General features: G+C 39.6%; 15 protein-coding genes. 10 read left to right on the top strand and 5 right to left on the bottom strand.

Going from position 1 to position 13,524, the window contains the following annotated elements; genetic code table 11:
- Nucleotides 1-190: 190 nt before the first annotated feature.
- Nucleotides 191-1,600, top strand: a complete 1,410-nt coding sequence (rlmD, locus tag H7U17_RS03045; protein WP_186754677.1) for a 23S rRNA (uracil(1939)-C(5))-methyltransferase RlmD — start codon at nucleotides 191-193, stop codon at nucleotides 1,598-1,600.
- Nucleotides 1,597-1,974, top strand: coding sequence for a hypothetical protein (locus H7U17_RS03040; protein WP_186754676.1), 378 nt, complete (start codon nucleotides 1,597-1,599; stop codon nucleotides 1,972-1,974). Before rlmD ends, H7U17_RS03040 begins: the two co-directional genes overlap by 4 nt.
- Nucleotides 1,975-2,036: 62 nt before the next feature.
- Here the strand turns inward: H7U17_RS03040 and H7U17_RS03035 are convergent, their stop codons facing one another.
- The 5 genes from H7U17_RS03035 to rsmA all read right to left on the bottom strand — a co-directional run bounded on the left by H7U17_RS03035 (nucleotide 2,037) and on the right by rsmA (nucleotide 6,237).
- Entirely contained in the window at nucleotides 2,037-2,435 is a 399-nt protein-coding gene (locus H7U17_RS03035) for an HIT family protein (protein WP_186754674.1), read from the bottom strand.
- A gap of 49 nt (nucleotides 2,436-2,484) precedes the next feature.
- On the bottom strand, nucleotides 2,485-2,958 hold the full coding sequence (greA, locus tag H7U17_RS03030) for a transcription elongation factor GreA (protein WP_186754672.1): 474 nt from the start codon (nucleotides 2,956-2,958) through the stop codon (nucleotides 2,485-2,487).
- A 155-nt stretch (nucleotides 2,959-3,113) separates the two neighbouring features.
- A complete protein-coding gene (locus H7U17_RS03025) occupies nucleotides 3,114-4,049 on the bottom strand; it encodes a 2-hydroxyacid dehydrogenase (RefSeq protein ID WP_186754670.1) in 936 nt (311 codons plus the stop codon).
- Nucleotides 4,050-4,099: 50 nt separating this feature from the next.
- A complete protein-coding gene (mgtE, locus tag H7U17_RS03020; protein WP_186754668.1) occupies nucleotides 4,100-5,467 on the bottom strand; it encodes a magnesium transporter in 1,368 nt (455 codons plus the stop codon).
- On the bottom strand, nucleotides 5,455-6,237 hold the full coding sequence (gene rsmA / locus H7U17_RS03015) for a 16S rRNA (adenine(1518)-N(6)/adenine(1519)-N(6))-dimethyltransferase RsmA (protein WP_186754666.1): 783 nt from the start codon (nucleotides 6,235-6,237) through the stop codon (nucleotides 5,455-5,457). The genes mgtE and rsmA overlap by 13 nt, the downstream gene beginning before the upstream one ends.
- A 54-nt stretch (nucleotides 6,238-6,291) precedes the next feature.
- Between rsmA and H7U17_RS03010 the strand changes: the two genes are divergently transcribed.
- The 8 genes from H7U17_RS03010 (at nucleotide 6,292) to accC (ending at nucleotide 13,449) form a co-directional block, all read left to right on the top strand.
- Nucleotides 6,292-7,728: a leucyl aminopeptidase family protein gene (locus tag H7U17_RS03010; protein WP_186754664.1), complete on the top strand. Its 1,437-nt coding sequence runs from the start codon at nucleotides 6,292-6,294 to the stop codon at nucleotides 7,726-7,728.
- A gap of 6 nt (nucleotides 7,729-7,734) precedes the next feature.
- Nucleotides 7,735-8,754, top strand: a complete 1,020-nt coding sequence (gene pdxA, locus H7U17_RS03005; protein ID WP_186754662.1) for a 4-hydroxythreonine-4-phosphate dehydrogenase PdxA — start codon at nucleotides 7,735-7,737, stop codon at nucleotides 8,752-8,754.
- A gap of 78 nt (nucleotides 8,755-8,832) precedes the next feature.
- Nucleotides 8,833-9,396, top strand: coding sequence for a YceD family protein (locus H7U17_RS03000; RefSeq protein ID WP_186754660.1), 564 nt, complete (start codon nucleotides 8,833-8,835; stop codon nucleotides 9,394-9,396).
- An 18-nt stretch (nucleotides 9,397-9,414) separates the two neighbouring features.
- Nucleotides 9,415-9,606: a 50S ribosomal protein L32 gene (gene rpmF, locus H7U17_RS02995; RefSeq protein ID WP_015264052.1), complete on the top strand. Its 192-nt coding sequence runs from the start codon at nucleotides 9,415-9,417 to the stop codon at nucleotides 9,604-9,606.
- Nucleotides 9,607-9,913: 307 nt separating this feature from the next.
- Nucleotides 9,914-10,912 carry a beta-ketoacyl-ACP synthase III gene (locus H7U17_RS02990; protein WP_186754658.1) on the top strand — a complete coding sequence of 333 codons (999 nt, stop codon included), beginning with the start codon at nucleotides 9,914-9,916 and terminating at the stop codon, nucleotides 10,910-10,912.
- A gap of 27 nt (nucleotides 10,913-10,939) precedes the next feature.
- Nucleotides 10,940-11,503: an elongation factor P gene (gene efp / locus H7U17_RS02985; RefSeq protein ID WP_186754656.1), complete on the top strand. Its 564-nt coding sequence runs from the start codon at nucleotides 10,940-10,942 to the stop codon at nucleotides 11,501-11,503.
- 95 nt (nucleotides 11,504-11,598) lie between these two features.
- Nucleotides 11,599-12,069 (top strand): acetyl-CoA carboxylase biotin carboxyl carrier protein, encoded by a 471-nt coding sequence (gene accB, locus H7U17_RS02980; protein ID WP_186754654.1) that lies wholly within the window; start codon nucleotides 11,599-11,601, stop codon nucleotides 12,067-12,069.
- Nucleotides 12,070-12,099: 30 nt separating this feature from the next.
- Nucleotides 12,100-13,449, top strand: a complete 1,350-nt coding sequence (gene accC, locus H7U17_RS02975) for an acetyl-CoA carboxylase biotin carboxylase subunit (RefSeq protein ID WP_186754653.1) — start codon at nucleotides 12,100-12,102, stop codon at nucleotides 13,447-13,449.
- The last annotated feature ends 75 nt before the right edge of the window (nucleotides 13,450-13,524 follow it).

Genomic DNA, 13,524 nt, shown 5'->3' with positions numbered 1-13,524 from the left:
TACTTTAAACCTAAATATAATCATTTCAACTTATTTGGGAATTTCTTGAAATAGAAGTTCTCAATACTCAGATCACAAACAACTAAGATACAGGGCTTAATTATTTATCAACTATACTCAACAAACACAAGTAATTCTCTTCCTCCAAAACCTTATCCCTTTTCAAAGATTATGATTAATTTTGCAGCCTATGTCGAGAAAGATGAAAAATAAGGTTCTAGAAAACCTTACTATTGAGCGGATTGCCTCAGAGGGCAAATGTGTGACCCACTATGAGGGAAAAGTGGTTTTCGTCCAACAAGTAGCACCTGGAGATGTGGTGGATGTCCGCATTACAAAAGGCAAAAGCAGTTTCATGGAGGGACAGGCCATTAAAATACACAAATACTCTGAAGACAGGGTAGAACCATTCTGTTCCCATTTCGGAGTATGTGGTGGGTGTAAATGGCAACACATCGACTACAAGCTCCAACTCTCCTACAAGAGGCAACAAGTATTGGATCAATTTAGTAGAATTGCAAAAGTGCCCATTCCTGAGGTAATGCCCATCATTGGCTCGGCTGACACCCAATATTACAGGAACAAGCTTGATTTCACCTTCTCCAATAATAGATGGTTGACGCGTGAAGAAATTGACTCAGGACAAGAATTTGAAAGAAATGCCCTAGGATTTCATATCCCCAAGCGATTCGATAAGATCGTAGATATTAACCATTGCTACCTTCAGGGAGGCATTTCTAATGATGTAAGAAATGAACTGAGAAAATTTGCATTGGAGAATGGCATTACCTTCTTCGATATGATTCAGCAAGTGGGACTACTAAGGAACTTGATCATTCGCACCAGTTCCATCGGTGAAACCATGGTAATTGTTCAATTTGGCGAAGACCAACCACAGGAAATCCAAAAAACAATGGAATTCCTAGCAGAGAGGTTCCCCGAAATAACTTCCTTACTATATATCATCAATCTAAAGAAAAACGAAACCTTCCACGACCAAGAAATCCATACATTCAAAGGAAGAGACTATATCATTGAAAAAATGGAAGGTCTTGAATTTAGAATTGGGCCAAAATCCTTTTACCAAACCAATTCTGAGCAAGCTTACGAACTATATAAAGTCACGAGGGAATTTGCGGATCTTAAAGGTGATGAAGTAGTTTATGATCTGTACACCGGAACAGGAACTATTGCCAATTTTGTCGCAAAAAAAGCAAAGCAGGTCATAGGAATTGAATATGTGGATGCCGCCATCGAAGATGCTAAGCTTAATGCAAAAGTAAATAAACTCGACAATACACTCTTTTATGCAGGAGACATGAAAGACATCCTTAATGATGAATTTATTGCAGCGCATGCTGCTCCTGATGTGATCATTACTGATCCTCCTAGAGCTGGTATGCATGAGGATGTGGTCAATATGTTACTAAAATTAGAAGCTCCAAAAATAGTTTATGTAAGTTGTAACCCGGCTACCCAGGCTAGGGATGTAGCCCTTTTGGGAGAAAAGTACCAAGTGGATAAGGTACAGCCTGTTGATATGTTCCCGCAAACTTACCATGTAGAAAATGTTGTTTTACTGACTAAAAAATCATCATGATAAGAGACGATAATGACCCAGAATTGAATGGCAAATACTTAGGAACTATTACTAAGGACTTTGTCAAGGTAGCTGAAACCCTAAAAGAAGCTTCCTACCAAATTCGATCCAGAAAATTCTCTGAACACCCCATATTTCCTGTTTGCAAAACAGAGCAGGCAATTGGTCAATTGCTCATTGGGAATAAAGACATTAAGGTTGATTGGAATTACTATATCACCTACTTGGATGAATTTGTACAAAGAAAACTGATTGATGAGAAAGCCATTGAAGATTTCAAAAAGTCTTATAAAGACCCTGACGAGTATTGCTGCTTATTTGTCATAGATCAGGAATTCACCAATTTCGTATATATCCCTTATCCTAATGAATAAAAAAAAACAAAAAGCCTTGCTAAATGAATAGCAAGGCTTTTCTACAGTTAATAGTTAAAAAGTTATAGCTTTACTTCCTTCTTGATTTTTTCAGCTATAGCAATCATCTCTTCATTTTCCAACTTCAACTTTGGACGAGTAAAATTGATGTCATCCATACTGTTCAAAGGCACCAGATGAACATGAACATGAGGCACCTCTAATCCAATCACTGCTACACCTACTCGAGTACACTTGATCGTTTTGTCAATAGCTTTTGCGACCTTTTTAGAAAACAGATGCAACCCAGCTAATATATCATCTTCCAAATCGAAGATATAGTCCACCTCCTTCTTGGGCACTACCAAAACATGACCTTTCACCAAGGGCATAATATCAAGGAAGGCGATATAATTATCATCCTCAGCCACAATATGACCGGGAATTTCTCTATTAATGATCTTTGTAAAAATACTTGCCATGGGGTAAAAATAAAAAATCCCGATTGGAATTCCATCGGGATTGGTATAATTAGTAATTAATCTCTAATACTTCAAACTCAACGACTCCTGCTGGAGCATTGATTTGAGCTATTTCACCTACTTTCTTGCCTAAAAGACCTTTGCCAAAAGGCGAAGACAATGAAATTTTATTTGCCTTCAAATCAGCCTCTTCTTCTGACACAAGAGTATAGGCTACTTCCATGCCATTCTTGACATTCTTAATTTTCACCGTACTTAAAATACCAACCTTGGAAGTATCCATTTTTGAATTATCCAACACACGTGCATTTCCCACCACTTCTTCCAATTTGGATATTTTCAATTCCAAGAGGCCTTGAGCATCCTTTGCTGCATCATATTCCGCATTTTCACTGAGGTCTCCCTTATCTCTGGCTTCTGCAATCTGCTTGGCAATATCCTGCCTTCCCTTCGTCTTCAAATGCTGAAGTTCATCTTTTAACTTTCTAAGACCTTCTTCAGTATAATATTGTACTTTTCCCATAGTCAAATTATTTTATCAAAGCTTCAAAAATAAAAGAACGGTCTCATTGCTGAAGACCGTTGTTCAAATCCTGCTTTTATTTACGTGTAAGGCAAATATAATCATTACCTAACGATAATACAATCTTAAGGTTTAGATTGTTAGTGCTATAAATCCTATTTTGTAGGGAAAGCCCTTTGAATTTTCCCCACTAAAACCTGATTGATTTTCTCGTAGGACTGGAAAGTCCAACCCGCTATATGAGGGCTAAAAATCACATCACCCCTCTCACAAAGGGCTTCAAAAGACTTCTTTTGATCCTCTGTCAAAGTAGCCAATTTCTCATTCTCCAACACATCCAATAAAGCCCCCTTCAACTTCCCATTAGACAATACTTTATTCAATGTATCGAAACTAATCACCTCTCCCCTAGCTGTATTGATCAAGTAAAAAGGTTTTTTAAAGGCCATCAAAACCTCCACACTAAAGAAATCTCTGGTCTCAGGTGTCAAAGGAACATGAATACTGAGTACATCTGCCTTCTCTTGAATCTCCTCAAAACTCGCCTCTTGTGCAAACTCATCACCATAATCTTCCTTGTACTTGTCATAGGCCAAAACGTTCACCTCAAACCCTTTAAGCTTTTTGGCAAAAGATCTACCCATATTTCCATAGCCAAAAACCCCTACGGTCTTTCCTTTCAACTCCTCTCCCCGGTTACCTTCTCTGTCCCAAATGCCATTTCTAACCTCTTTGTCCGCTTTAGCAAAGTGGTTGAAAAGAGCCAGTAGCATTCCGATCGCATGTTCCCCTACGGCATCTCGATTCCCTTCTGGCGCATGAAAAAGTTTGACGCCAATTTCCTGAATATAATCCAGATCAATTTTATCCAATCCAGCACCAGCCCTACCTATGAATTTCAATTTACTGGCCTTCTCCAATAAAGGTTTATCCATAGGTGTTTTGGAACGAATTATCAGCCCCTCATAAGCTCCTACAATTTTTTCTATTTCCGGCCTTGTAATATCCGGTCTATAATCAACGTGAAAGCCTACCTCTTCTAAAAGAGGCATAATGCTTTCATGCATATCATCAATAATTAAGATTCTCATATTTATAATTTAATTTCTATTAGGCTGACTAACCGCTATTGGCAAACAGATTATAAATTTAATAGCATCATCGCTACTAGAAAATAGACTGCCAAGCCCAAAAGGTCATTTGCCGTGGTAATAAATGGACCAGAAGCCATTGCTGGATTAATTCCAAATTTGTCCAAAACGATGGGGGTAACAGTGCCCATAAATGAAGCTAAAAGGACAACACTAAACAAAGCCAGCCCTACTACAATACCAAACTTCACTTCACGTCCATACACCCACACCACCGTTCCAAAAACGATCAAACCTAACACAATCCCATTCAAAACAGCTACCAAAAGCACTTTTGCAAAACGTTTCCCTAAACTTTCAGCAAAAACTGATTTTGCAGCCAAAGACTGTACTACTAAAGACGAGGACTGAATCCCCACATTTCCTCCTGTAGCTGTAATCAATGGAATAAAGGAAGCAAGTTCAATGTATTTGCTCAAACCTTCATCAAAAATCCCAATAATCCGGGCTCCCATCAGACCTCCTATTATACCGATCATTAGCCAAGGAAGTCTCGCTTTTGAAAGCCTAAAAACTGAATCGGATTCTTCCACATCATCCGAAATACCTGTCATGGCCTGCATATCTTCCTCTGCTTGGTCACGGATCACATCCAAGACATCATCGACCGTAATCCTGCCTACTAGCTTATTCTTAGCATTCACCACTGGAAGAGCTTCCAAATCATACCTACGCATGATTTCAGCGATTTCCTCCTCCTCCATATAGGTAGGAACAGAAACAATATCCTCTTCATAGATATCCTTTATTTTCGTATCAGAGGAGGAAAGTATGATTTTTTTAAGTGCGACCCTGCCAATCAGACTTTCTTTATTGTCTACCACATAGATGGAGTAAATTTTCTCTACATTTTCAGCCTGCCGACGTATCTCTTCAATCGTCTGAACCACGGTCCAATTAAGGTTTGCCTTTATGAATTCCTTGGCCATCAAGGCGCCAGCACTTCCTTCTTCATATCGAAGTAATTCCTGGATATACCCTGACTTTTCTTTTTCCTGAATATTACTGATTACCTCTTCCCTATCCTTGACTACCAATTGGTTCAGAATATCTACAGCATCATCCGACTCCATATTGTCCAACAAAGCTGCCAACTCCACAGGATCCATCTCTTGGACTACCTTAAACTGAGGCTCCTCATCCAATTCTATCAGCACATCTGCAGAGAATTCCTTATCAAGGGTTCTTAGTACATACAGGGCCTCCTCCATGTCCAGCTCGTCCAAGAGAGACGCTACATCAGCCTCATTGGCACCATGAATCGACTCACGTATGGACACAGCATTCCCTGCCTCTATACTTTCCTTTAAGCTCTCTAGGTATTCTTTGGATAATTCAAACTCTTTTATTTTTTCCAAGATGCTTCAAGTTTATTGGTTAAAGAAATAAAAGATGACACACTTAGCTGCTCAGCCCTCTTGTCTAAAATTGGGTCTTGTTTCATTTCATCCGATAAGCCCATTGACTTCAGTGCATTCCTCAATGTCTTTCTCCGGGTACTGAACCCTTGCTTCACCACTCTAAAGAATAATTTCTCATTGCAATCAAGGACTTTTACATCATTCCTTTTCAGCCTGATCACTCCGCTATCTACTTTAGGAGGGGGATCAAAAACTGTAGGCGGTACAGTAAATAAATACTCAATATCGTAATAAGCCTGTAAAAGCACACTTAATATGCCATAGTCTTTATTACCATGTGGAGAGGCTATTCTTTTGGCCACTTCTTTCTGAAGCATACATACTACTTCTATCACCTTGTTCCGCTCAGCAAGGACTTTAAAGAATATCTGAGAAGATATATTATAAGGAAAATTCCCTGCAATAATATATTCTCCTTCAATGACCTTGGAAAAATCAAACTGCAAAAAATCCGCATCAATTATATGATCTCCCAATTGCGGATATTTTTTATGTAAATATGCAATTGATTCCTTATCAATATCAACCAAAAATAAATCCCAGTTCTCCTCCAAAAGAAAGTCTGTCAGTACGCCCATACCTGGACCAATCTCCAACACCTGCCTGACTTCCTGATGTCCAGTTACGGACTTGGCAATTTTTTCCGCAATACCCAGGTCGGTAAGGAAGTGCTGCCCCAAATGCTTTTTTGCTCTGACTCTCTCCATCTTTAGTTCTCTGATAAAATTATACTAAATTGCCAACCAAAATTAAAACAATATATGCTAACCGCCATAAGATTATTAGACTCTCCAAAAAATCTTCTTTCAGAATCAGGAGTTATTTTTATCTCCCAAGAAGACGAAATACAAAATCTCCCTTTGGCTGATGATAAGATAAGCTATATAAAAAAACAGCTTTTTCTAAATAAAAAACAAGCATTAAATTTTGCGGACGATAAATACAATCTACTATTTATCAGGCCAAAGACACATAATGAAGCTGCCTACAAATTAGAATTTGCCAGAAAATGCGGTGCAAAGGGTTGGGCTTTTCTTAAAGAAAATGACCTCAGAAAGGTGTTTTATTTAGGAAAATCAGAAAAATTATTCTTGGCTTTTACCGAGGGACTCTTCTTGGCATCCTATCAATTTGACAAATACAAAAGCAATAAAAAAACGCATTCCAACACCTTGGAAATCCATTCTCCCATTGCTGAGGACATTAATTTCGAAGAACAGCTGCAAACCATTAAAGGAACTTTTGAAGCCCGGGATTTGATCAATGAACCAGTAATTTATCTAAATGCACTCAAATTAGGTGAGGAAATTAAACGACTGGGAGAAAAATACGGCTTTGATACGGAAGTTTTGGACAGGTCTCAAATCAACGCCTTGAAGATGGCAGGCCTTATTGCGGTAAACGCAGGCAGTGAAATACCTCCAACGTTTTCCATTTTGCATTACAAACCGAAAACGGGTAGAAAATTCAAAAAACCCATTGTTCTCGTAGGCAAGGGAGTAGTTTATGACACTGGTGGCTTAAGCTTAAAACCTACTACTAACTCCATGGACTTCATGAAAGCCGATATGGCTGGCGCTGCATCAGTAATTGGAGCGCTTTGTGCCGTGGCCCAATTAAAGTTACCCATGGAAGTAATAGGATTGATTCCTGCAACTGATAATAGACCAGGTTTTAATGCCGTAACTCCAGGAGATATCATTACCTTTGCCAATGGAAAAACTGTAGAAATTCTTAACACTGATGCTGAAGGACGGTTAATCTTGGCGGACGCCTTGATTTACGCTAAAAAGTACGATCCTAAATTGGTCATTGACCTTGCTACCTTAACAGGATCGGCAGCTGGAGCACTGGGCAAAGAAGGGGCTGTAATGATGGGCAAAGCCTATGATGAGGAAAAAAGCTTCCTTAAAATTGCCGGACAGGAAGTATTTGAGCGATTAGTAGAATTTCCCTTATGGGAAGAATATGGAGACCAACTGAAGTCTTCAATCGCAGACATCACTAACTTGGGCGGCCCGACAGCTGGTGCGATTACTGCAGGTAAATTCCTTGAGCACTTTATTGATTATAATTGGATCCATATTGATATAGCAGGACCTGCATACATCAAATCAGGAGAGGACTATAAGACAAGCGGTGGAACTGGATTTGGCGTGAGGTTAATCACCCAGTTTTTAAAAAACATTTCTAATTGATCACTCATGAATCAGAAACAAAATAAACCCATTATTGGCATTACTATAGGCGACATCAATGGCATTGGTGCTGAAGTAACCATGAAGGCACTAATGGACAACAGGGTTTTAAAGCAAATTACTCCTGTTATTTATGCTCACGGGAAAGCAATTACTTTTTACAGAAAATTGCTCAAAATGGAGGATTTCAATTTCATGCAAATCCGAAACATCGATGAGATCCACCCCAAAAAGATCAATGTCATTAATGTAACTGAAAACTGTCCAGAGGTAATGCCTGGCGTAGAGACCCAAGAATCGGGAAAAATGGCTCTAGCTGCTTTGGACAAAGCCATAGAAGACATCAAGGCAGAAAAAATCAACGGTATCGTTACGGCCCCGCTAAATAAAAACAACATCAATTCCGAAGAATTGAATTTTGTAGGACATACAGAATACTTGACCAATGCCTTTGATGCCAAGGAAAGTATGATGTTCATGGTGGCAGAAGATATGCGAGTAGGCCTGGTATCCGGACATGTCCCTTTGGCTGAGGTCGCCAATAATGTAACCGGCAAAAAAATCAATCAGAAATTAAAAATAATGTTGAAGTCCCTAAAAGAGGACTTTGGCATACAAAAACCAAAAATTGCCGTACTGGGCCTTAACCCTCACGCAGGTGAGGACGGACTTTTGGGCAAAGAAGAAGAAGAAGTCATCAAGCCTGCGATCCGTGAATTCAAAGATCAGGGTCACATGATCTTTGGCCCTTATGCTGCTGATGGATTCTTTGGTATGATGCACCAAATGAAATTCGATGGAATCCTGGCCATGTACCATGACCAAGGCCTAGTTCCTTTCAAAACATTGGCTTTCGAGTCTGGGGTAAACTTTACTGCGGGATTGCCTGTTATCAGGACATCACCTGATCATGGAACAGCGTATAATATTGCTGGAAAAAACGTTGCTGATGAAGGTTCTATGCGTGCTGCCATCTATACAGCCATGGATATAATCTCCCAAAAAGAAGATTGGGAAGAAGAGTAAAAAAAATAAATTAGTGACAGATTTTATATTTCTAAAATAGTTCACTAAATTTGCGGTCTTAAATTAGCAGGAGGAATAGTGAAATTCTGGAGAGCTTTTGATATCGAGATCATCAAATTAAATGAAGGAAAACATGAATTTACCTTCGATATAAACGATGATTTCTTCTCCCATTTCAAGGATAATGAAATGGTGGAAAAAGGTGACTTAAAAGTCACGGTTTTGCTTAATAAGGAAGCAAACTTAATTGAGGCAATATATAAGATAGAAGGAACGGTAGAACTGGTCTGCGATAGAAGTTTGGAAAAATTCAACCAAACACTTGAAGCTGAGCAGAAAATCATCTACAAATACGGTCTTGAGGAGAAAGAGATCAATGAAGACATATTCATGATCACAAGAGACACTCCAAGTATCAATGTTGCACAATTGATTTATGAGTTTATTATTCTTGCTTTGCCCGCTAAGAAACTTCACCCTGACTACAGGGACGATGAAGATGAAATAGATGGCCCAGGCGAGTTTGTATATTGGTCAGAGGATGAAGAGGAAGAGACAGACAAAGCTGCTCAACCTGAAAAAACTGATGACCCAATAGATCCCAGATGGGAAGCATTAAAAAGTATTAAGAAAAAAGATTAATCTAAAAATTGTATAGAGATGGCACATCCTAAACGAAAAATTTCGAAAACCAGAAGAGACAAGAGAAGAACGCATTACAAGTTGACCGCTCCTGGTTTGGCTCAATGCCCTACAACTGGCGAATACCACCTTCCTCACAGAGCTTACTGGCTAGACGGTAAACTTTACTACAAAGGACAGGTGATCATTGAGAAAGAAGTGCTTGCATAAGCTAAAAACATTTTAGTAAGTTGCGAATACGCTAATTACAAAAAACTAAATCCATTTGGGCGTGGTCCTAAATGGATTTTTTTATGCGTCAACCGCAGTTATTTTAAACACTTGCTTTAAAAACATGGCTTTTAGGATTCTACTTGTAAAATTACTTGGTGGTAAGGCACATTTTAAATAATTTTGGAAGCCTAATTTAATTTGTGACATCAGCAAAGCAAAATCCTGTCACAAAAGGAATATCCAAAGAGCAACTGCCAACATTATCCACGCCATGCGGAAAGGCATTTGCCAAAATATAAATTAAATGGAAAAAACTAGAGCTGTTATAACCGGAGTGAATGGATGGGTTCCTGACTATATCCTCACCAATAAAGAGCTGGAAACAATGGTGGAGACCAGTGATGAATGGATCACCAGCAGAACCGGCATTAAAGAAAGAAGAATCCTTAAGGGAGAAAATCAAGGCACTTCGGTAATTGGCGCCAATGCAGTCAAAGGTTTGTTGGAAAAAACCAACACCAACCCCGAGGACATTGACTTGATCATCTGTGCCACTGTAACACCTGATATGCCCTTCCCGTCCTGTGCAAACCTTATTGCAGACAAGGTAGGAGCAAAAAACAGTTACAGTTTTGATATTTCTGCAGCCTGTTCTGGATTTCTATATGCACTTACAATGGGGAGTCAGTTCATCGAAACTGGCATGCACAAAAAAGTCATTGTGGTAGGCGCTGATAAAATGTCTTCCATTGTAAATTATGAGGACAGAACCACCTGTATCATCTTTGGAGATGGTGGCGGAGCAGTTCTTTTAGAGCCCACTACAGAAGAACTTGGGGTTATGGACTCTATTCACCACTCAGATGGATCTGGAGCTCCTTTCTTGCATATTAAAGCAGGAGGAAGTCAAATACCAGCCAGCATTGAATCTGTAAAGGCCAAGCAGCATTACGCTTACCAAGAAGGCTCTACCGTATTTAAATTTGCGGTTACAAACATGGCTGAAGTGAGTGCTGAGATTATGGAGAAAAACAATCTTAAGGGAGATGATATAGCTTGGTTAGTACCTCACCAGGCAAACAAAAGAATCATCGACGCCACAGCCAACAGAATGAACGTGGGGCCTGAAAAGGTAATGATCAATATAGAAAATTACGGAAACACTACAGCCGGAACCATTCCACTCTGTTTATGGGATTATGAATCCAAACTTAAGAAGGGTGACAACTTGATCCTTGCCGCCTTTGGGGGAGGATTTACATGGGGCTCAGTGTACCTAAAGTGGGGCTACGATCCTAAATAATTATATTTAACAAATCAAACAATCAAAATGGCTAGTACTGCAGATTTCAAAAATGGTCTTTGCATGGAATTCAACAATGACATCTATTCCATTGTAGAATTTCAGCACGTAAAACCTGGTAAAGGTGCTGCTTTTGTCAGGACCAAATTGAAAAGCCTAACTACCGGAAAGGTACTCGACAAGACCTTTAATGCTGGAGAGAAAATTACTACAGCAAGGGTAGAAAGAAGGCAACACCAGTTTTTGTATGCAGATGACATGGGGCATCACTTCATGGACACCACTACTTTTGAACAAATTCCTATTCAGGAAAAATTAATAGAAAGAGCTGACCTAATGAAAGAAGGGCAGTTGGTTGATATTTTGATCCATGATGAAACAGAAACCCCTCTAGGTGTGGAACTACCTCCATTTGTCGAGTTAATGATCACTTATACTGAACCTGGAATCAAAGGAGATACCGCTACAAATGCACTAAAACCTGCTACCGTGGAAACTGGTGCTACGGTAATGGTGCCTTTATTTGTAGATCAAGATACCCTTATAAAAGTGGATACCAGGGACGGATCCTATTCTGAAAGAGTAAAATAATTTTTAAGATACTTACTTTATTAACAAGTATCTTAGCGTTTTTAATTGGCCATTAATAACTCTATGTATATTAGAGTTTTAGAAAACTAAAAATTATGAAAGCGAAAGAAATCCAAGAACTAATAGATTTTATTTCCAATTCGGGCTTAGCCGAGGTAAAAATCGAAACTGACGAGTTTAAGTTATCAATCAAAAAGAATGCTCCAGAAGCTCAGCCTGTAAAAGTTGTAGAACAAGCGGCAGCTGCGCCTGCCACTCCAGCTCCAGCCCCTGCTGCAACACCGGCAGCGGAAAGTGCTCCTGCGCCAGCAGACAATGCTAATTATGTAGAGATCAAGTCCCCAATGATCGGTACTTTTTACACTACACCTAACCCAGATTCTGACCCATTTGTTTCCGTTGGTGACAGCGTGAAGCAAGGACAAGCGGTCTGCATCATTGAAGCCATGAAACTATTCAATGAGATCGAATCAGAAGTTTCTGGTAAAATCGTTAAAATATTGGTAGACAACGCTTCTCCTGTGGAATACGACCAACCTCTTTTCTTGGTAGATCCAGCTGGATAATTCTTTTTTTATACAAACTAGATATCAATCGTGTTTAATAAAATACTAATTGCTAATAGAGGAGAAATCGCCCTAAGGATTATCCGTACCTGCAAGGAAATGGGAATCAAGACTGTTGCGGTTTACTCCATTGCTGACAAAGACAGTCTGCATGTTAGGTTTGCTGACGAAGCCGTGTGTATCGGAGCGGCTCCAAGTAGGGAATCTTACCTGAATATACCAAGAATCATTGCTGCAGCAGAAATCACCAACGCTGACGCCATTCACCCAGGATATGGGTTCTTATCCGAAAATGCAGAATTTTCTAAAATCTGTGAAGAGTACAACATCAAGTTTATCGGTGCTAGCTCGGATATGATTGACAAAATGGGGGACAAAGCTACTGCTAAAGCCACCATGAAAGAAGCTGGTGTACCCACGATACCTGGTTCTGAAGGTCTTTTGGAAACCATGGAACAAGGCATCAAGATTGCCGGAGAAATGGGTTACCCGGTTATTCTAAAAGCAACCGCTGGCGGTGGTGGACGAGGAATGAGAATTGTCCATGAGGAAAGTGGGTTCAAAAAAGCATGGGATGATGCCCGTCAGGAATCAGGAGCTGCCTTTGGCAATGACGGACTTTATTTGGAAAAATTTGTAGAAGAACCTCGCCATATTGAAATTCAGGTTGTAGGAGATAGCAAAGGCAAAGCTTGCCATCTTTCCGAGAGAGATTGTTCAATACAAAGAAGACACCAAAAATTAGTTGAGGAAACACCTTCTCCTTTTATCACGGATGAACTTCGTGAAGCCATGGGTAATGCAGCCATCAAAGGCGCAGAAGCCATTGGATATGAAGGTGCAGGTACAATTGAATTTTTGGTTGATAAGCACAGAAATTTCTACTTTATGGAGATGAATACCAGGATTCAGGTAGAACATCCAATTACTGAAGAGGTTACTGATTTTGACCTAATCAAAGAACAAATCAAAGTTGCCGCAGGCATACCTATCTCTGGCCAAAACTACTACCCGAAGTTATATGCCATGGAATGCCGAATCAATGCTGAAGATCCAGCCAATGGATTCCGTCCTAGCCCAGGAAAAATCAACAACCTTCACCTTCCAGGTGGTAGAGGAGTAAGGGTGGACAGCCACGTTTACGCTGGATATATCATCCCACCAAATTACGATTCCATGATTGCCAAGCTCATCGTTAGCGGCCAGTCAAGAGAAGAGGTTATTGTAAGAATGAAAAGAGCATTGGAAGAATTTGTGATCGACGGTATCAAGACTACAATTCCTTTCCACCTTGCCCTGTTGGATGATGAAGAATTCAAGGCAGGTAACTTCACCACCAAGTTCCTGGAGACCTTTGATTTTTCAGTAATTAAAGGTTAAAGAACTTAACTTGAAATAAAGAAAGGCTATTCTAAATATAGAATAGCCTTTTTCTTGCATAAAACTCTACCCAGC

The sequence above is a fragment of the Echinicola salinicaeni genome (assembly GCF_014280965.1).
GTDB lineage: Bacteria > Bacteroidota > Bacteroidia > Cytophagales > Cyclobacteriaceae > Echinicola > Echinicola salinicaeni.
The sequence above is the reverse complement of the archived record's forward strand: the minus strand, read 5'-3'. Positions and strand labels throughout refer to the sequence as shown.

Excerpts from the sequence above, each read along its gene's own strand:
- H7U17_RS03035 (WP_186754674.1), bottom strand. The coding sequence starts at position 2,435 with ATGGCAAGTATTTTTACAAAGATCATTAATAGAGAAATTCCCGGTCAT.
- accB (WP_186754654.1), top strand. The coding sequence starts at position 11,599 with ATGAAAGCGAAAGAAATCCAAGAACTAATAGATTTTATTTCCAATTCG.
- rsmA (WP_186754666.1), bottom strand. The coding sequence starts at position 6,237 with ATGGAGAGAGTCAGAGCAAAAAAGCATTTGGGGCAGCACTTCCTTACC.
- H7U17_RS03040 (WP_186754676.1), top strand. The coding sequence starts at position 1,597 with ATGATAAGAGACGATAATGACCCAGAATTGAATGGCAAATACTTAGGA.
- greA (WP_186754672.1), bottom strand. The coding sequence starts at position 2,958 with ATGGGAAAAGTACAATATTATACTGAAGAAGGTCTTAGAAAGTTAAAA.
- H7U17_RS03025 (WP_186754670.1), bottom strand. The coding sequence starts at position 4,049 with ATGAGAATCTTAATTATTGATGATATGCATGAAAGCATTATGCCTCTT.
- rpmF (WP_015264052.1), top strand. The coding sequence starts at position 9,415 with ATGGCACATCCTAAACGAAAAATTTCGAAAACCAGAAGAGACAAGAGA.
- H7U17_RS03010 (WP_186754664.1), top strand. The coding sequence starts at position 6,292 with ATGCTAACCGCCATAAGATTATTAGACTCTCCAAAAAATCTTCTTTCA.
- pdxA (WP_186754662.1), top strand. The coding sequence starts at position 7,735 with ATGAATCAGAAACAAAATAAACCCATTATTGGCATTACTATAGGCGAC.
- H7U17_RS02990 (WP_186754658.1), top strand. The coding sequence starts at position 9,914 with ATGGAAAAAACTAGAGCTGTTATAACCGGAGTGAATGGATGGGTTCCT.
- rlmD (WP_186754677.1), top strand. The coding sequence starts at position 191 with ATGTCGAGAAAGATGAAAAATAAGGTTCTAGAAAACCTTACTATTGAG.
- efp (WP_186754656.1), top strand. The coding sequence starts at position 10,940 with ATGGCTAGTACTGCAGATTTCAAAAATGGTCTTTGCATGGAATTCAAC.